Raw genomic sequence first — 17,872 nt, 5'->3', positions numbered from 1 at the left:
AAAGCATGATACGTCACTCGTCACTTCTCTGGCATTACACGTATGGCGCTGTTTTCACAGCGCTATGCGCGTTTGCAGGCTTGATTGGACTTGTGGCCTATCAGCTGGAAGACAGCATGACCCGTCAACAGACGGAACTGCAGAAGCTGTCGCATACCCGCTTGCTTGAAGCGCTTACCGCGGATGTCAAACTGGCCGGAACGCGCCTGGAGTTTCTTTTTGAAGACAGGCTCCGGCGTGTGAACGCCATCGCCGAACGGCTCGAGACCGGCAACGCAGTCAGTTCGCGCAATGTGGTGGCGATGTCGGAGCTGCTCGGACCTGCAGCGCAATTGGCGGATGTCGATGGTATCGTCGTCCTTGACGAAGAAGGACGTGTCATCGGCGCTTCATCCTATGAAGCCGATCTCGTAACACTTGGCGCCAGAATCCAGGAATTCAGCTTCTTCGGTGAAATTACCCGGTCTCTGCAAGACAGTTTCCCCGATGCCAAGCTGACCTATTCCGCAATTCTGCCTCTGTCCGAAACGCGAGTGCTTGTTCCGGGAGAAAACATAAACAGCATTTCACAGGTCGTCTTCGTGCCTGTCTTTGATGACTTCGGTTACGTCATCGGAGGACTTCTCGCGCAGCGTTGGCTTCGTCCGAACGAACCTATTCTCGCGGATCTGGCCAAGATCAACTCCTTCGAACTTGCCGTTGTTTATGACAGCAAGGTGATTTCCCGAGCGAATTTTGACGGGGCTCTTGCCGACCTCGATCGGGCGGCCAATGAACCCAACATCACCATGAATGGTGAACATGTCATCGAGTGTGGCGTGCCGGTCTACCCCATGACGGTTTGTGCGCTGCTGCCGATCTCAAAGCTTAACGAGACTCAAAACGAACTGACGAGGATCGGAACGGAAGAAGAAGCGAAACTGCTCAGATGGCTTTTTCTGTTCGGTCTGCTGACACTGGTTGCGTTTGCTTCCGTGGCATTCTTGCTTTCCCGCCAGATCACGCGTCCTCTGACCAACATCACACGTGTCCTTTCCGGGATCGCGGCCGGTGATTTCGAGAGCGAGGTTGTCGGGACCGAGCGTCTCGATGAAGTTGGCGACATCGCGAGATCGGTTGTGTCATTGCAACGTTCCGTCAAGGAGCGTGATGCTCTGCGCATTCGCGTTCATGAGAAGAATACAATTCTGAAATCTCAGGAAACCAAGCTTCGAGAGCAGAATATTCTGTTTGATGCGGCCCTGAACAATATGTCTCATGGCCTGTGTATGTTCGATGCCGAAGGTAAGCTGATTGTCTCGAACCAACGGTTCGTGGAGCTCTTCGAACTGGAGCCGGACGCCATTAAGCCCGGCATGACCACTGCAGAGCTTGCGGCCCTCCACAAGGTTGAAAAACTTGATCCGGAACCGGAAAAGGCCCTCGACCGACACTTCCCGCTGGCGCTTTCGCAACCGGTGGCGCAAAGCACCGAAATGGTGAAAATCCGGTCTGGCCGGATTGTTTTGACCACGCGCCAGCCGCTTTCTGATGGTGGCTGGGTGGCGATTTCGGAAGATATTACCGAACGCCAGGAAGCGCGGGACAGACTGGCCTTCCTTGCTCGCCACGATATCCTGACGCAATTGCCAAACAGAATAGAGTTTCGCGATCAGATCGAGCAATTGCTCCAGCGGCAGCAACGCCGCGGAGGCGAGTTTGCAATTCTTTGCCTCGATCTGGATGAGTTCAAGACCGTCAACGATTCTCTGGGGCATCCGATTGGCGACGAATTGCTTCGGCAAGTCGCAGAACGGTTGAAAGCGCTCGTCAGTGCACGTGAATTGGTCGTGAGGTTGGGCGGTGATGAATTCGCCATACTTTCGGACCTGCCGGTTGACCGAAACGTGATCGAAGAACTGGCGCAATCGGTCATCTGGGAATTGCATCAACCTTTCCAGATTGCGGACCATGAGATCGTCATCGGCGTAAGTATCGGCATCTCGATCGCCAACGGCGACGAGGCCGGTTTTGACGAATTGTTCAAACAGGCAGACCTGGCCCTGTATCAGGCCAAGGAGGACGGACGAAACACTTATCGCTTCTTCGAAACTGATATGGGAACAGCGGTAAACGACCGTAGGGAATTGATCACGGACTTGCGAAATGCCGTCGCAAATGAAGAACTGGAACTTTACTTCCAGCCGCAATACTCTCTGAAGGCCAATACTATCTCCGGGTTTGAGGCATTGCTGCGCTGGCACCATCCAACACGCGGGATGGTTTCACCGAGCGAGTTCATTTCACTGGCCGAAGATACCGGCCTCATCCTGCAGCTCGGCGAATGGGTGCTGAACGAAGCCTGCCGTGTCGCGGCGCGCTGGCCGGGCCATCTTCGGATAGCCGTGAACCTTTCACCGAGACAGCTGCGTGGTCACGCATTCGGACCGGTCCTGATCAATGCCCTTGCAAAGTCCGGCTTGCAGGCCGAGCGCCTGGAGCTTGAGGTCACGGAAAGCGTGCTTCTCACCGATGCCGATGATGTTCTGGATGCGCTCCATCAGGCCAAGTCCCTCGGCGTGAAAGTGTCCATGGACGATTTCGGAACCGGATACTCTTCTCTCAGTTACCTGCGTCGCTTCCCCTTCGACAAGATCAAGATCGATCAGTCCTTCGTCCGCTCGATGGCCTACTCGGAAGATTCCGTCTCAATCGTTCAGGCCGTGATAGAACTGGCGAAAAACCTGAACATGACGACGACTGCTGAAGGTGTTGAGACGAAGCAGCTTCTGGACATGCTCACGGAGATCGGATGCACCGATGCGCAGGGCTATTTCCTGGGAAGTCCGAAGCCGATCACGGAAACCGAGGCGCTCGTCTACGCCAGTCAAAGCACCTTTACGGCGGCAGCCCAATAAGACTGCCGGGCTGCCGCGTCTTCAATCGGCAATTTCTGAATGTCAGCTTGCAGCTGCAGACGCAAAAGGTGTTTTCGCTTTTCGCAGCAGTGAATTTGCAAGTGTCAGCAGGCCTTTGCTTTCCTCGGCGACGAAGAACGGGTCCGCATAGAAGGTTGCGCCTGCCTGCCGGGCAACATCACGCGTGGCGTCCACGTGCGACGGTGCGCCGGCGGAGTAAACGATATGGTCTTCGGACAGCTCGCCAAGAAGCTCGTAGGGGCGGGCGGTCAACACCGTTTCGTTGTCACCGTCACTGGCGGTGAGCGTAACCGAAATGCCACGATTTTTCAGCCAGCGGATAGCGTCTCGCATGTAAAGGCCGTCCCGGGTGCGTGACCCGACGATCATCCTGATATCGCGGTTGGGTTGGCCCATGCTCGCGGCAACCGCAATGGACCAGATCGGCGCAAATCCGGTGCCCGTAGATGTCAGGACAATCGGTTCCGGCTGCCGCCGCAAAAAGCCGTTGCCGAAGGGGCCACGCAGCTTGACGCTGTGCCCCTTGTCGATCTGGTTTCCCAGCTTCGAGGAAACGATGCTGTTCGGATAGACCTTGATGTGGAAGACGATGACATCCAGTTCCGCATCCAGGTTTAGCGGCGTAGTCGGACTGTAGTCTCTCGCCGGATACCCTGCGAAGGTCGCGCGCAGGTACTGGCCGGGCAGCCATGTCACTCTTCTGGCCGTCCGCACGCGCACTTCCAGGTAGTCTTCCTTGATTTTGCGGATGCTTTCCACCGTCCCTTTGACCGTCTTCACGATCGGTACCGGATCGTAGGAAATTTCCGCATCTCCTTCCAGAACGGCGAGGCATCCCAGTACGGAGTTCTTCTCGCGTGTTCCAAGATCATCGACCTGACCGCTCAAAACGCGAACACGGCAGGTTTCGCACTGGCCGGAACAACAATCGTGAGGAAGCACCAACCGTCCGCCAAGGCCGGCATCAATCAGCGTGTCGCCGACATTCGCCTTGATCTTCTTGCCGTTGATTGTGACGGTGCAAGTGCTCTTCGACATGTTGATTGTCCGTGCTTGAGGGCTTGTTTGGTCAGTTGAAGGTCAGACGAACCGGGCGGGAATGCCTTGTATGGCGGGTCTGGTTATGATCGAAAACGGATAGCCAGACAAAAAGGCCATCTTCCATTGCCAGATCCTGGCGATTGCCGGTGTCCATGTCGCGGACCACTTCCAGCGTCCAGTATCCGTCTTTCCATTTCGCACCGCCGTTCAGGTCTGCGCGGCTCCCCAGGTACTCACCTGTGATCAGAACACCGGGAATGACGGTGCCAACCGGAATCTCTGCATCTTTTTCCGGGGAATAGGGAACGCTCTCCGCGTCGAACATCCACCATTGCGAACCTTCGTCGTCGGTCGCTTCGGTGTCCATGTCGATCTTGCCCATGAGTGAAGCGGTCTTCACATAGTCCACCGGGAGGCGTTTGACGTCGACCGTCTCCCGGTAGCCGGTTTCCGGCGAACCCTTGTAGTTGTAGACGTAAAAGGACTTGCCTTCGTCAGCTCCGTATCCGGCACTGTAACGCTTCTTGCCGGCGGCCTGGCCTTCATTCGGTTCCAGCGGAGTGCCGAACCACATGTCATCGACCTTGCCGAGCATGCCACCACGCGCCGCCTTCCACTGCCAGACATCCAGAAGGCTTCCGTCCGTCGTATAATGAAGGCCGCGTCCGTGAAAGGAAGACGGTTTATCGGCAAGTGGCTTAGGACCCATATGTGTGGAGGCGCCACCACCAAATGCGTCCGTCTTTGAGAAGGCGACGGAAAACTTGTCTTCGTAATAGGCGGTTTCGTCAGAGATATCGGCGCGGTTGTTGAGCATGCGCCAGCCTTCTTCGGTCTTGACCAGCGGATGGCGCTTCAACGATCGTGATGCATCCTCCCACCGGAAGGCAAAAGCGATCTTGTCGCCGACTTGCGCAGCGCGAACCTCAACGGTGGATTCTCCCGTCCCGTTTAGGTTGGACCCCTGCTGGGTTCTGACGAACACAGGTCTGGCGCTTTGCCAGGCAGGGTCGTCCAGAACCCCGTCCAGTTTGGGAAGCGCTGAGGCCTGGGCAACAATCAGATCATCGCGGGTGCCGAAATCGAGAGCGACAGCGCCTGCCAGGACCACTGCTCCGAGGGCAGCCGCCTTGGCGAGAGGGTAGCGGCCCATGCCAGGAAACTGGCGAAGTGATTGCGGACGGAACAGGCGCAACAATTGTTCCCAACCGCCGTAAAAGTAGTGCAGTATCACATGCGCAAAGATGTAGGTCAGAACCGTCAGTGCTGCGATGTAATGAACATCCACCCACAAGCCACCGTGACCAAGATAGAGCAGGACACCGGTTGCAGTCAGCACCAGCACTGCCGCGAACAGGATCCAGTAGGCGATGACATTGACGGCCGCGATGCGAAGCTTTGTGCTCGCCGGCAAGGTCAGTACCACGACTTTCTTGGAAGAAACCCGGCGCTTCAGACGCGCAAGCGACATATAGGCCGTATAAGCAAAGATCAGGGCCAGGACAAAGATGGCCGACACGTAGTGCCAGGTCCAGATTTCGCCTTGTGGCAAGATCGGTTCGAACATGATGGCGAACCAGGATCCTTCGGCGTCGGAAGACAGTCTCAGGCCCGTCAGCAAGCTCGTAAAGATTGCAATTACCAACGTCCAGTGAAGAAGGATGGTGCCAAGATCGCTGCGCACGGGGGCTTTTTGATCTTCCGGCCGGCCACTGGCCTTGTCCGCGCGGTCGCCTTGAGTCTGCGCCCCGGCACGTCCCGAGGATTTTGGCGGAGAAGTGAGCTCAAGGGTGTGATCAGTCACTTGGTCCGTCAACTTTTCCTCCAACCTTCAGGTGCGTAGCAACAGGTTGTTAAAACCTGATTCGTGCCGAAAAATTAATGAGAGTTTTATATTCTTAGTTAAAAAATAGCACCGGAAGGAAAAAGAAAAGCAAAAAGATGGTGTAAAGTCGCTACTTTTTCTTTTTTTTCGCCGGCAATGTATGCATTATAAGGTTAACAATTAATAAACGGCCAATATAACCTCTAATTGCAAGTGAGGTTGTAAGTATAACTGCAGTTTTCAAATAATAGTTGTGATGACGTGGCCAATGAGGCCTCGCAGGGAGCAGAGCCGTCCGGCTCTTGTGCATATCGTCAAAAGTTTCAATGGAGTGAGACGCGTGTTCTATTGGGGGCGCGCACTCCGACTTTCCGACCACAGGTCTCTTCCGAGAGATTGCGGGGCAGGCACGCGATTAGGCTGGATTGAAACGTCGGCCTTGATGCAAGTCATACCCGTGTAATCAATTCGTTCTTAACTTCGTTCCGGTTGAAGTTGTCCGGTTTCCTATGCCTAATGTGCAGGTTGTAAGAGGCCGGAAAAGCCGCCTAAGATAACTTGTCCGCTTTGGCCGGGTCAGGCATGCGGGCCATGCGCATGTTTAGTGCGCCATATTTTGAAAATAGTCCATTCCAAGGGGGCGTTGATGCTGGTCTCCCATACCCGGATTGTCGATATTGTCGGTGATATCATTCGTATTCAGGTGTCGGCCTCCAAGGCCGAATCCGAAGGGCGACCCTGTCTGGGTGACCTTGCGTTGGTAGATGCCGGAGACGGAGCGTCGTCGCTTGCCCAGGTCATCAACATCGATGAGGACATGGTCTCATTGCAGGTGAACTCGGGTACCAAGGGGCTTGCCAACAATGCATCGGTCAGGTTTCTGGGCGAACCGGCCATGGTCACCTATTCCGACAATATCCTGGGACGTGTGTTCAGTGGTGCCGGTCAACCGATCGACCAGGGTCCCGATCTTTCCAGCGATCCGTCCGTTCCGATCGGAGGTCCGTCGGCTAACCCGATGAAGCGTGTTCTGGCCTCGCGCATGATCCGCACGGATGTGCCGATGATCGACATCTTCAATTGTCTGGTCGAAAGCCAGAAAATCCCGATCTTTTCCGTATCCGGAGAGCCCTACAATCCATTCCTGGCCCGGATCGGCATTCAGGCCGACGCGGATATCGTGGTTTTCGGTGGTCTTGGCCTGATCTTTGATGACTATGCCTTTTTCAGGAAGCAGTTCGAAGATGCCGGCGTCTTTCCACGCACGGTGATGTTTATCAACCAGGCCTCTGATCCGGTTGTCGAGCGCCTTCAGGTGCCGGATATGGCACTCGCGGTTGCCGAGAAATTCGCGGTGGAGGAAGGCAAGCGCGTTCTGGTGCTGCTGACCGACATGACCGCCTTCGCCGACGCGATGAAGGAAGTCTCGATTGCAATGGAACGTGTTCCGGCAAATCGCGGCTATCCGGGTGACCTTTACTCCCAGTTGGCACGCCGCTACGAAAAGGCGTGCGACTTCAAGGGGTCGGGCTCGGTAACCATTCTCACGGTGACGACCATGCCGGGCAATGACGTCACCCATCCAGTACCGGACAATACCGGCTACATCACCGAGGGACAGTTCTATCTCCATAGCGGCGTGCTTGACCCGTTCGGATCGCTGTCACGCCTCAAGCAGCACGTCATCGGCAAGGTGACCCGCGAGGATCACAATCAGATCATGAACACCATGATCCGGTTTTATTCCGGCGCACGCGATGCCGAGCAGAAACAGTCGATGGCCTTCGAGCTGTCCGATTACGACCGGCAGCTCCTGAAGTTCGGTGCTTTGTTCCGTGAGCGCTTCATGAACATCGAAGTCTCCAAACCTCTCGAAGAAGCCCTGGATCTTTGCTGGGAGACGCTCGCGGAATGCTTTGAGCCCGAGCAGCTGCTGATGAAGCAGGGCTTGATTGACAAATACTTCCCCAGAAAGACGGCCACTTCGGATCCTTCGGATGAGGAGGCCGCCTGATGGCGAAACTCGCGCTCAATAAATCATCCCTTGCCCGGGAGAGCGCACAGTTGGCAGAGTTCAGGCGGTTCTTGCCGTCGCTCGAGCTCAAGCGCCTCCAGATCATGGCTGAGCGAGCCAAGGCGAAAGAGGCAGCGACCAGGCTCGAAAGAGAGTATGAGGAACGGTTTGCCGATCTTGCCGCTTCCTTGCCGATGATGGCCAACGAACAGGTCCCTCTCGAGGGACTGGTCGTGCTCAAGAAAGTCGTCCGGGGTGAACAGAACCTGTCTGGCACGATCCTTCCGGTACTGGAAGACCTTGAGGTGGAGACAGAGCCCTATTCCCTGCTGGCGCGGCCGCATTGGGTCGACCCGTATGTGAAAGGCATGCAGAACCTGCTGCGCCTGAACATGGAAAGGGACATCGCCAGAGAGCGTATCGTGCGTCTGGTCGAAGCCGAAGCGGTGATATCGCGCAGGGTCAATCTCTTTGAGAAGGTGCTCATCCCGCGCGCGGAACGAAACATCAAAAAGATCCGCATGGCGCTTGCTGATGCGGAACGGGATGCCGTTGTTCGCGCCAAGATCTCCAAACGCAAGACCGCTGCTCGCAGCGCAGAGGAAAGGATGGCCGAGCTATGACCATCGTCCCCCTCGTCAAGGTAAACCTCGTCGGCATTCTGGACGACAAGGAGAAAGTGCTGGAAGCGGCTCAGACTTTTGGCACGCTGCATCTTATTCCTTTGACGTCCGCGCAAAAGGAACTTGAAGCGGTGCCTGCGGGCCTTGGCCGAGAAGCGGTGGAGGCCTTGCGCTGGCTGATGGACTGTCCGGCGCAGCGCCGTCCCGTGACCGAGCCAGACGACTTCCATCTGGAAGAGGTCGTCGACCGGACCCTGAAAAACCGCAAGGCGTTGAAAGATTGCCAGGATCTGCTTGCCAAGCTCGATCGGCGGATACAGGACGTGGAGCCCTGGGGCGACTTCAACTTTTCAGAGCTGGAGGAAATCGGCCACAACCGCCTTTGGTTCTATGTGGTGCCGCATGGCAAGCTCAACGCCGTCGATCCGTCGGAAAAGGTTCTGGAGGTTGTGCATCAGGACAGATACCGGTCCTATATCGTTATTCTGTCTCCTGAAGAGCCCGCAACGACTGCAATGCCTGTGCCCAGAACCCATGTAGGGTCGGCGTCTCTATCACAGCTCAAGCGCGCTCATGAAAGGGCTGCAATCGACCTTGAGGAGCTTGAACTGGAGCGTCAGTCGCTGACCAAGTGGCGGTACGTTCTGGCTCAGAACCTGGCTGCGGCCAGGGACCTTTCTGCGCGCCAGCGCGCCGCTCTCGAGACAGCTGACAGCGAGCGAATTTTTATGTTGCAGGCCTGGGCGCGGCGCGATCAGGTTGCTGAAATCCAGGAGCTTTCCGCCAAGCTAGGGATAGCTGCGGTCTTTGAGGATCTGTCGGAAGAGGATAAACCGCCAACCCTTCTGGAAAACGCGACGGCCCTTGAGGCCGGGGAAGATCTGGTAGAGTTCTACCAGACGCCCGGTTACCGGGATTGGGACCCATCGTCGGTCGTCTACGTCTCCTTCATCATCTTCTTCGGAATGATCATGACCGATGCAGGTTATGGCCTTCTGCTGCTTGCCCTTCTGTTCCTGTTCCGCAAGCGCTTCACCGGTTCGGAGCTTGGCAGGCGCATGTTCCGCATGTTCGCCTGGCTGATGGTTTCCACCACGGCATTCGGTGTGGCGACCGGCAGTTATTTCGGGGTCTCGCCGCCGGATGGCAGTTTCCTGGCACATCTGAAGGTGCTTCATCTGAAGGATGTCGACACGATGATGAAGATCACGCTCACCATCGGCGTGGTTCATATCGTGCTGGCCAACCTGCTGCGTGCTTTTCATGAAAAGACACGGAGCGGACGATACCAACCGATCGGCTGGTCTCTGGTTGCCTTCGGTGGTCTGGCAACTTTTCTGGGGCAGGGCACGATTTTTGCCACTGTGGGGCCGGCAAGCATCATACTGGGGCTGCTGACCGTCGGTTTCTTCGGCAGCGACAGAAAGGTGGATTCAGTCAAGTCCGGCGGCTTGCGGATCTTCGACGGCCTCGCGGCGCTCGCCCGCATCGTCAACATCTTTTCCGATGTTCTCAGTTACATGCGTCTGTTTGCGCTGGGACTGGCGGCCGCCTCGTTGGCCGAGACCATCAATTCGCTTTCAGGACAGCTCAATCACGCCGTGCCCGGTATCGGTCTTCTGATCGCGCTGCTTGTGCTCTCCATCGGCCACGCAATCAATATCGGGCTCGGGGTTATTGCGGGTTTCGTCCATGGTCTGCGCCTGAACGTCATTGAATTTTTTAATTGGGGTTTGAAAGACGAAGGCAAGCCCTTCCGTCCTTTTAAGAAAGAGGAGACACGCCTGTGAACGAATTCGTTGTGGCTCTCGGTTGGTTCGGGCTGTACGCTCCGGTCGCCCTCGGGGCGATCGGCAGTGCCTGGGGATGTGCGCTCGGCGGCAGCGCCGCGATTGGTGCCATGTTGGACAGCGAGGGCGGGTATGGCCGCTTTATCGGCGTTTCCCTTATGCCGTCGTCCCAGGTCATCTACGGCATCGTGATCATGTTCTCCCTGCAGCAGTCCAGTGTCGACGCAGCAAACGGGGCCGCACTGTTTGGCATTGGCGTGCTTTCCGGATTCACGATGCTGTTTACTGGCATTCGCCAGGGCGAGGTTCTGGCCTCCGCAATTCACGCATCCAAGGCAAAGCCGGAGATTTTCGGCATTTCGCTGGCACCGGCAGCAGTGCTTGAAGGCTTCTCGGTCTTTGCACTCGTCTTTGCCCTGGTCCTGGCAGGCTCGATCCCGAGTTAGGAGGCGATGATGTCCAAGAGCAAAGGGGCGACAGACCTGGAAAACACTGCGGGTGCAGGGGTTCAGGCACTGATCGACCGTCTGAAATCGGAAGGTGTATCGGCCGGGAAAACCGAGGGCGAGGAGATCCTTGCCAAGGCGAAGACCAGGGCGGACGAAATCGTCGCCGAAGCGCAGAAAAAGGCGGACAGTCTTCTGGCTGACGCGCGCGCAGAGGCCGCCAAGGAGAAAGCCGCCACGGAAGACGGCCTGAAAGTGGCGGCCCGGGATCTTGTCCTGAGTCTCAGAAACGAGCTCGGTGACCGTATTCAGCAGGAGGCCGGCAGACTGGTCGGGACGACCCTCGGAGACCAGGAGTTCCTGCAAAAACTCATTTTGGCAATGGCTGCGAACGCCAAGGAAAATGCTTCCGTCAGCAATACGGAACCGATGGAGGTCGTGCTTCCGGAAAAGGTGGTCACATTCGAGGAACTGAAACAGTCTCCCGAAGCCGTCGAACCTGGAACCTTGACGCATTTCGTCATCGCGCTTGCCGGAGAAGTCCTGCGCGACGGGGTTACATTTTCCACTGCCTCGGGGTTTGACGGCATCAAGGTCAAGCTGACGGACCGCGATGTGACCATCGACCTGACCGAGGAAGCCATTGCAACCTTGTTGAAGCGCCATCTTCAACCGCGCCTGCGTGCGGTCATGGAAGGAGTGCTGCGCTGATCATGTCCCGGCCGCACCAATATATCGCGCTGGTGACCAGCCTACCGCATCTGGGCAAGCTGTTTTCGCGCAAGGACGTGCCGATATCGAAATTCCGGCTGAAGCAACGTCTTGCGATGCTCGAGGAAGAGCATCAGCGTCTGATGCGGGAAATGGTGGAAGTCACGGCATGGGCAGGAGTGGCAAAGTACGATCAGGATATCGAAGTCATTCGACGGGCCAATCAGGTAATCGCCGATTTGAAGGCCTATCCCGATCTGCAGGACCTGGTCCGGGTGCGCATGGAAACCCGCACTCTGATCGCAGCGCTCAGAAGACGCGGCCGCGGCGAGGATACCGCCGGAGACATTCAGAATTGGGGTTTCGGTCGCTGGTGCAGCCGGATAAAGGCCAATTGGAACGACCCCGCATTCGGATTGGGGCACTTCATGCCCTGGGTTGCCGAGGCTCATCGGCTGATGCAGTCGGAAGACCATATTGCCATGGAACGTCTCACCCTGACTGAAGTGTTCCGTCAACTCGACCAGTATGGCACGCGCCACGAATTCGATTTCGAAGCCGTCGGCATCTATGTACTGCGCTGGGTTATTGTCGAGCGTTGGTCGCGTTACGATGAAGAAGAGGCGCGCGAGCGCCTTCAGTCTCTGGTTGCCGCTGCGTTGAACGGCCTGCAAGGTCTTGAGAAATCGGGGAGCGGGCAGGAATTCTTGAAAGACAATTCATTATCTCTTGAGGGAGCCACTTCATGACAAGCCATGTCCAGCTTCCGGAACCGACGGCCGAAATCATAGCCGTCCAGGACGATCTGGTGACGATTGCTCCGACAGGCGATGCCCCCCTGATCAAGAACGAGGTGGTCTACATCATTCCTCATGGTCCAGAACGTGAGGGCAAGCCACGGGAATACCTGAAGGCCGAAGTACTGCGCGTACGCGGCAAGTCTGCCGAGGCCCAGGTGTTTGAAAGCACTCATGGTGTCCGGGTGGGCGACAAGGTCATTCAGAGCGGTGAAATGCTGTCTGTTGCGTTGGGCCCGGGGCTGCTCAGTACCGTTTTCGACGGATTGCAGAACCCGCTGGCCGATATCGCGGCGGAACATGGCTTTTTCCTGCCGCGTGGCGTGCTCACCAACGCGCTCGACCAGAACCGGAAATGGGCCTTCGAACCCAAGGTCGCGTCCGGGGATCCGGTCAAGGCAGGTGAGACGCTCGGCACGGTCCCTGAAGGACGGTTCGAGCACAAGATCATGGCGCCGTTTTCCCTGACCGGGAACTGGTCGGTGGAGCGGGTGCGCGAGGGTACGTTCACCATCAACGAAACGGTGGTCACGCTCAAGAACGATCGAGGCGAAATCCGTGACCTGAGCATGGTCCAGCATTGGCCGGTTCGCCGGGCGATCCCGGAAGGTCTGGTCAGGTCAGGCCAGAGCGAACGGCTCTATCCAAGCGAACCTCTGATCACCACCTTGCGCCTGATTGATACGTTTTTCCCGATCGCAAGAGGCGGAATGGGGTGTATTCCCGGCCCGTTCGGTGCGGGGAAGACGGTTCTGCAGTCGTTGATTTCCAGATTTTCCGCGGTCAACATCGTGATCGTTGTGGCTTGCGGCGAGCGCGCGGGAGAGGTGGTGGAAACCATCACGGAATTCCCCCATCAGCCCGACCCGTCGGGCGATGGCACATTGATGGACCGGACGGTGATCATCTGCAACACCTCGTCGATGCCGGTCGCAGCCCGTGAAGCCTCCATCTATACCGGGATCACGCTTGGCGAATACTACCGCCAGATGGGTTACGACGTGTTGCTGATCGCCGACAGTACGTCGCGCTGGGCGCAGGCCATGCGCGAAACCTCCGGCCGCCTGGAAGAAATTCCTGGTGAAGAAGCCTTCCCTGCCTATCTCGATTCGGCGATCAAGGGCATCTATGAACGCGCCGGGGTCCTGAGAACGGCAACGGGTAAAACCGGAAGTCTCACCATGATCGGCACGGTTTCACCGGCCGGTGGCAATTTCGAGGAACCGGTCACCCAATCCACGCTTGGCACGGTCAAAACCTTCCTGGGTCTGTCATCAGAGCGGGCCTACAAGCGCTTCTATCCGGCGGTTGATCCGCTGCTGTCCTGGTCCCGCTACCACGCACAGCTCGGTGACTGGTATCAGAAAAACATCGGCCCCAACTGGGTGCCGCGCGTCGAGGAGATGATCGAGCTCCTCGCCAAAGGTGACGAAATCACCCGGATGATGCAGGTCACCGGTGAAGAAGGGGTCTCGACCGAAGACTTCGTGCTGCAGCAAAAGGCGCTTTTTCTCGACATGGTCTACCTGCAACAGGACGCCTTCGACGATGTCGACGTGTCGGCACCGCTTGCCCGTCAGCAGCAGACATTCGATCTCGTCTATTCGATCGCCAAGTCCGACTTTGCCTTTGACGACAAGGACGCGGTGCGCAAGTTCTTTACCGAACAGACGTCTCTGTTCAAGAACCTGAACTATTCCGCGGATGACAGTCAGGAACGCAAAGATCTGTTGCAGAAAATCAAGGACAACGTCAACGCGGCCCCGAGACAGGTTACCTCGTGACGTAAGCGATTTTAGCTCTGAGCAGGCATATGAGATGCCTGCCCATTCATGAGGTTTGCATCAAAACACGCTGAGAATTTCCTCAAGCGGTTTCTTGATTTTCGCGACCGCGGGAACCGTTGCGTCCTGTGCCGGATGACCTACCGCCAGGATCATCACCGGCTTTTCCGCTTCCGGCCTGTCCAGAATATCGTTCAGGAATTTCATCGGGTTGGGCGTATGCGTCAGCGTGCTGAGGCCGGCATGGTGAAGCGCCGTGATCAGCATGCCAGTGGCGATGCCGACACTCTCCGGCACATAATAGTGCTTGTATCTGCTGCCATCCTTGTAGGTGCCCCAGCGCTGGGCGAAGATGACGATCAGCCACGGAGCGATGTCCAGGTGCGGCTTGTCGGCATTGGTTCCGATCGGCTCGAGCGCCTTGATCCATTCATCGCCTGCACCGCCATCGTAGAAACGGCGTTCTTCTTCCTCCGCCGCCAGACGGATCTTGTGCTTGAGCTCCGGGTTGGAGATGGCCACAAAATGCCAGGGCTGGTGGTTGGCGCCGCTTGGAGCGGTCCCTGCCGCACGGATACAGGTTTCGATCACCGAGCGGTCGATCGGCCGATCCGTAAACTCCCGCACGGTATGGCGCGTGCGGACATCCTCGTAAAATGCCTCAGCGCGATCCTGCATTTCTTTGTCGGAAAAATCACGCCGGTCCGGCAATGGGAGCGGTTTGTAGTCCAGAGTGGATTTGTCAATCATGGTCGTCGTCCGGTTTTTATTGTGCACCGCCCGGCCAACAATCGGCCGTGGGTATCATCTGCCCACTGAGACCAATTGCACAATTGAAAGAGCGTGCGCTTTGAGATCACTCTAAGTTCCTGAAATACCTGAACACAACACTGCTGTTGGAAATCATTTTCCGAAAGGTTCGAAACGGCCTCGGTCGCTCGGTCGAGCGAGAGCCTGAGTGCAGTGGCTGCGGAGCTTGCCGAGGCTATGAAGGGGAGCGTCATGGAGGAAGAAATCGAAAGGATCGTGCCTTTCGCACGCGGCATGCAGCCGGAGGCACTGGCTTACCTGAAAGACAACATAACCCGGACCGTTGTAGCCGCCGGAGAGGATATCCTGCATCCCGGAGACACTGTTAACGGCGTCTTTCTGGTCAAATCGGGAAACATTCGCGTCTATTACATCGACCCGGACGGGCGCGAAGGCACGCTGTACTGGATTGAACCCGGTGAGAGTTGCATTCTGGCGCTGAACAGCCTCTTTTCCGACATGCCATACCCCGCCTTTGCGGCCGCCGATACCGAGGGGGTCGAGTTTCTGACCTTGTCCGGTTACGTGTTCAGGGAACTGTTTGCCAAAGACCCGGCAGTTCAGGGATTTTTGTTCGAGCAGCTGTCCGGGCGCGTGTATTCTCTGCTCTACAGTCTGGAACAGTCCATGCGCCTGCCGCAGGAAGAGCGTCTGGTGCTGCTGCTTTTGGCAAGAGCGGACGAAGATGGGGTCATTTGCCTGTCGCAGGACAGGCTGGCGCGTGATCTTGGCACGCTTAGAGAAGTCGTTTCCCGATTGCTGCGCAATCTTGCCAGTCAAAACCTGATCTCGCTTGCACCAAAACGGATCACGCTCCTGGATCGACATCGCCTGCAGGAGCTGGTTCGGTCCGAGGCTTCGGAAAACTGAGTTGATTGGGTCTGATCTGTAATTGAAGCCGATCCGGAGCAAACGCCAGGGGCCCGTCCGAAATTCCCCTGGCGTGCAGCGTCCTAATTGGCGAGGGCTTTCGTGGCTTCCTCGGTGGTCAGAACGCCATTGGCGATCATGCTGTAATTGACGAGCGCCGCATTGTAGGCATCCGTGCCTGGGGCCCCGACGGCATTCTTGACGACATAGACCTTGAAGCCGTTTTCCATGAGCGCCCGCATGTGCGAATCCACACACAGGTTGGCAACCAGTCCGCCGAGAATGACCGTGTCGATTCCCCGGGCACGAAGCTGATAGATCAGATCGTTGCTTTCCGGTCCGTACATCTTGTGAGGAGCGACCACGATCGTGTCGCCGTCATGGATGTACTTCTTGTACGGTTCGTAGAAGTCTGCGCCCGACCCTTCAAATCCGTCCTTATCATTGAGGGATTCGCGATAAAGCGCTTTCATGTCCAGCAATTGGCGCTGAAGGGTTCCCGCGCGGGACCAGTCGATATCGATCCGCGTATAGACCAGAGGGTCCACAGCAAGGGCAACACCCTCGGATTTTGCGGTCTTCATCAGCGTTTCGATGTTGCCGATGGTTCCAAGTTCCGCCAGGTTTTCCGCAACGAGTCCATAGAGCTTGCCGTCAGGCGCGAGGAAATCGTTCTGCGGATCCGTGATCACGATCGCCGTGTGCGCCTTGTCGAACGTGGGCAGCGGGTTTTCAGCAGCCGGCGCAACGGCGCTGGCAACCACCAGAGGCAGACTTGCCGCGAGGGACAACAACAAGGTTTTCATTTCTACAACTCTCTGTTTGTCTTAAAAAAGTGCCGGTCGACACGTTGGCAAAAGTCGTTGCCGGCGGGTCCGGTTGTAGAAATTTGGCGACAAAGTCTCTGGAACATTTGTTCCACCTCGCGAAAAAATGTCAGGCACCGTCAAGTCGACTGCAAGTGGCGCATAAAGGCCGGTTTCTACCGGCAAAATGACGGCAAATGCCCCCTGAACAAAAAATAACCTTGACCAGGGACGTGGCTGCTTTCTAGATTTTCTTGACCAATTGGTCAGCGGAGGCGTTCAGAAGGCAAAAATGCCCGGATGTTCTTGCAGCGGCCAGATTGCTGGCATCCAATGGGGCGGTCGGGAGCTGTCCCGTCGTTGGATCGGCAAGGGGTTGATAAATTCCAGAGAAGGGCTTTGCCGGTTGAGCAAGGTCCAGAACCAGTAGGGGAATGGCAATGAAGGCATTGAAAAGTCTGGCGCTTGCGTCCGTGTTGGGAGCGAGCCTCGTCTCGGGCGTGGCGAATGCCGCCGACGAGCTGACACTCCAGCTCAAATGGGTCACACAGGGTCAGTTTGCCGGTTATTACGTGGCCAAGGACAAGGGTTTTTACGAGGAAGAAGACCTCGATGTGACCATCAAGCCAGGTGGTCCCGACATTGCTCCACCGCAGGTGATCGCTGGTGGCGGTGCAGACGTGATCATCGACTGGATGCCGTCCGCGCTTGCATCCCGCGAAAAGGGCGTGCCGTTGGTCAATATCGCCCAGCCGTTCAAGAAATCCGGCATGATGCTGACCTGCCGGAAAGACACAGGCATCACCTCGCCCGAGGATTTCAAGGGCAAGACCCTTGGTGTCTGGTTTTTCGGCAATGAATATCCGTTCCTTTCCTGGATGAGTCAGCTGGGTATTTCAACTGAAGGCGGGCCTGACGGCGTGACTGTCCTGAAGCAAGGCTTCAACGTTGATCCGCTGCTTCAGAAGCAGGCCGACTGCATTTCCACCATGACCTACAATGAATATTGGCAGGTTATCGATGCAGGTATTCCGGCCGAGGAGCTGATCGTCTTCAAATATGAAGATCAGGGCGTCGCGACATTGGAAGACGGCCTCTATGTGCTGGAGTCCAGCCTTGAAGATCCTGCAATGGTCGACAAGCTGGCCAGATTTGTGAAAGCCACGATGAAGGGTTGGGCTTATGCCGCGGATAACCCGGAAGAAGCTGCGGAAATCGTTCTGGAAAACGATGCGACCGGGGCTCAGACCGAAAAGCATCAGATCCGCATGGTCGGTGAAATCAACAAGCTGGTCGATGGCTCCGACGGTAAACTGGACATGAGCGCCTACGACCGCACGGTGAAGTCCCTGTTGGCCGGTGGCTCCGATCCGGTCATCACCAAGGAGCCGCAAGGCGCAACTTCCACGGCAGTGACCGACAAGCTCTGAAAACGAA

Annotated in this window: 14 protein-coding genes; 10 read left to right on the top strand and 4 right to left on the bottom strand. The window is 56.7% G+C overall.

From position 1 onward, the window contains the following. Positions 1 to 116: 116 nt before the first annotated feature. Entirely contained in the window at positions 117 to 2,897 is a 2,781-nt protein-coding gene (locus ABLQ08_RS22445; protein WP_352946647.1) for an EAL domain-containing protein, read from the top strand. A gap of 42 nt (positions 2,898 to 2,939) precedes the next feature. On the opposite strand, the gene ABLQ08_RS22440 is transcribed toward ABLQ08_RS22445, so the two are convergent. Beyond that, complete coding sequence (locus ABLQ08_RS22440) at positions 2,940 to 3,956, bottom strand: 2Fe-2S iron-sulfur cluster-binding protein (RefSeq protein WP_352946645.1); 1,017 nt, start codon at positions 3,954 to 3,956, stop codon at positions 2,940 to 2,942. Positions 3,957 to 3,987: 31 nt separating this feature from the next. Next, on the bottom strand, positions 3,988 to 5,775 hold the full coding sequence (locus ABLQ08_RS22435; protein WP_352946643.1) for an ethylbenzene dehydrogenase-related protein: 1,788 nt from the start codon (positions 5,773 to 5,775) through the stop codon (positions 3,988 to 3,990). 655 nt (positions 5,776 to 6,430) lie between these two features. Between ABLQ08_RS22435 and ABLQ08_RS22430 the strand changes: the two genes are divergently transcribed. The 7 genes from ABLQ08_RS22430 to ABLQ08_RS22400 are packed head-to-tail and all read left to right on the top strand — an operon-like array spanning position 6,431 to position 13,949. After that, positions 6,431 to 7,798, top strand: a complete 1,368-nt coding sequence (locus ABLQ08_RS22430; protein WP_352946640.1) for a V-type ATP synthase subunit B — start codon at positions 6,431 to 6,433, stop codon at positions 7,796 to 7,798. Continuing rightward, complete coding sequence (locus ABLQ08_RS22425; protein ID WP_352946638.1) at positions 7,798 to 8,421, top strand: V-type ATP synthase subunit D; 624 nt, start codon at positions 7,798 to 7,800, stop codon at positions 8,419 to 8,421. The genes ABLQ08_RS22430 and ABLQ08_RS22425 overlap by 1 nt, the downstream gene beginning before the upstream one ends. Continuing rightward, on the top strand, positions 8,418 to 10,211 hold the full coding sequence (locus ABLQ08_RS22420; protein WP_352946635.1) for a V-type ATP synthase subunit I: 1,794 nt from the start codon (positions 8,418 to 8,420) through the stop codon (positions 10,209 to 10,211). Before ABLQ08_RS22425 ends, ABLQ08_RS22420 begins: the two co-directional genes overlap by 4 nt. After that, positions 10,208 to 10,657: an ATP synthase subunit C gene (locus ABLQ08_RS22415; RefSeq protein ID WP_352946633.1), complete on the top strand. Its 450-nt coding sequence runs from the start codon at positions 10,208 to 10,210 to the stop codon at positions 10,655 to 10,657. The genes ABLQ08_RS22420 and ABLQ08_RS22415 overlap by 4 nt, the downstream gene beginning before the upstream one ends. Positions 10,658 to 10,666: 9 nt before the next feature. Next, positions 10,667 to 11,368, top strand: coding sequence for a hypothetical protein (locus ABLQ08_RS22410; protein ID WP_352946630.1), 702 nt, complete (start codon positions 10,667 to 10,669; stop codon positions 11,366 to 11,368). Positions 11,369 to 11,370: 2 nt separating this feature from the next. Then, entirely contained in the window at positions 11,371 to 12,117 is a 747-nt protein-coding gene (locus ABLQ08_RS22405; RefSeq protein ID WP_352946628.1) for a DUF2764 family protein, read from the top strand. Then, positions 12,114 to 13,949: a V-type ATP synthase subunit A gene (locus tag ABLQ08_RS22400; protein ID WP_352946625.1), complete on the top strand. Its 1,836-nt coding sequence runs from the start codon at positions 12,114 to 12,116 to the stop codon at positions 13,947 to 13,949. Before ABLQ08_RS22405 ends, ABLQ08_RS22400 begins: the two co-directional genes overlap by 4 nt. Positions 13,950 to 14,009: 60 nt before the next feature. Here ABLQ08_RS22400 and ABLQ08_RS22395 read toward each other — a convergent pair whose 3' ends face one another. Continuing rightward, on the bottom strand, positions 14,010 to 14,699 hold the full coding sequence (locus ABLQ08_RS22395; RefSeq protein ID WP_352946622.1) for a nitroreductase family protein: 690 nt from the start codon (positions 14,697 to 14,699) through the stop codon (positions 14,010 to 14,012). Between the two features lie 252 nt (positions 14,700 to 14,951). Between ABLQ08_RS22395 and ABLQ08_RS22390 the strand changes: the two genes are divergently transcribed. Next, positions 14,952 to 15,629 (top strand): Crp/Fnr family transcriptional regulator, encoded by a 678-nt coding sequence (locus ABLQ08_RS22390; protein WP_352946619.1) that lies wholly within the window; start codon positions 14,952 to 14,954, stop codon positions 15,627 to 15,629. An 83-nt stretch (positions 15,630 to 15,712) separates the two neighbouring features. Here ABLQ08_RS22390 and ABLQ08_RS22385 read toward each other — a convergent pair whose 3' ends face one another. Beyond that, positions 15,713 to 16,435, bottom strand: coding sequence for an isochorismatase family cysteine hydrolase (locus ABLQ08_RS22385; RefSeq protein ID WP_352946616.1), 723 nt, complete (start codon positions 16,433 to 16,435; stop codon positions 15,713 to 15,715). A gap of 440 nt (positions 16,436 to 16,875) precedes the next feature. On the opposite strand from ABLQ08_RS22385, the gene ABLQ08_RS22380 reads away from it, so the two are divergent. Beyond that, a complete protein-coding gene (locus tag ABLQ08_RS22380; RefSeq protein ID WP_417714938.1) occupies positions 16,876 to 17,865 on the top strand; it encodes an ABC transporter substrate-binding protein in 990 nt (329 codons plus the stop codon). Positions 17,866 to 17,872: the final 7 nt, after the last annotated feature.

It is taken from the genome of Roseibium sp. SCP14 (genome assembly GCF_040329475.1).
Lineage (GTDB): Bacteria > Pseudomonadota > Alphaproteobacteria > Rhizobiales > Stappiaceae > Roseibium.
Note: the sequence above shows the minus strand (reverse complement) of the source record. Positions and strands in the feature narration are given on the sequence as shown.

Excerpts from the sequence above, each read along its gene's own strand:
- ABLQ08_RS22445 (WP_352946647.1), top strand. The coding sequence starts at position 117 with ATGACCCGTCAACAGACGGAACTGCAGAAGCTGTCGCATACCCGCTTG.
- ABLQ08_RS22440 (WP_352946645.1), bottom strand. The coding sequence starts at position 3,956 with ATGTCGAAGAGCACTTGCACCGTCACAATCAACGGCAAGAAGATCAAG.
- ABLQ08_RS22430 (WP_352946640.1), top strand. The coding sequence starts at position 6,431 with ATGCTGGTCTCCCATACCCGGATTGTCGATATTGTCGGTGATATCATT.
- ABLQ08_RS22425 (WP_352946638.1), top strand. The coding sequence starts at position 7,798 with ATGGCGAAACTCGCGCTCAATAAATCATCCCTTGCCCGGGAGAGCGCA.
- ABLQ08_RS22420 (WP_352946635.1), top strand. The coding sequence starts at position 8,418 with ATGACCATCGTCCCCCTCGTCAAGGTAAACCTCGTCGGCATTCTGGAC.
- ABLQ08_RS22410 (WP_352946630.1), top strand. The coding sequence starts at position 10,667 with ATGTCCAAGAGCAAAGGGGCGACAGACCTGGAAAACACTGCGGGTGCA.
- ABLQ08_RS22405 (WP_352946628.1), top strand. The coding sequence starts at position 11,371 with ATGTCCCGGCCGCACCAATATATCGCGCTGGTGACCAGCCTACCGCAT.
- ABLQ08_RS22400 (WP_352946625.1), top strand. The coding sequence starts at position 12,114 with ATGACAAGCCATGTCCAGCTTCCGGAACCGACGGCCGAAATCATAGCC.
- ABLQ08_RS22395 (WP_352946622.1), bottom strand. The coding sequence starts at position 14,699 with ATGATTGACAAATCCACTCTGGACTACAAACCGCTCCCATTGCCGGAC.
- ABLQ08_RS22390 (WP_352946619.1), top strand. The coding sequence starts at position 14,952 with ATGGAGGAAGAAATCGAAAGGATCGTGCCTTTCGCACGCGGCATGCAG.
- ABLQ08_RS22385 (WP_352946616.1), bottom strand. The coding sequence starts at position 16,435 with ATGAAAACCTTGTTGTTGTCCCTCGCGGCAAGTCTGCCTCTGGTGGTT.
- ABLQ08_RS22380 (WP_417714938.1), top strand. The coding sequence starts at position 16,876 with ATGAAGGCATTGAAAAGTCTGGCGCTTGCGTCCGTGTTGGGAGCGAGC.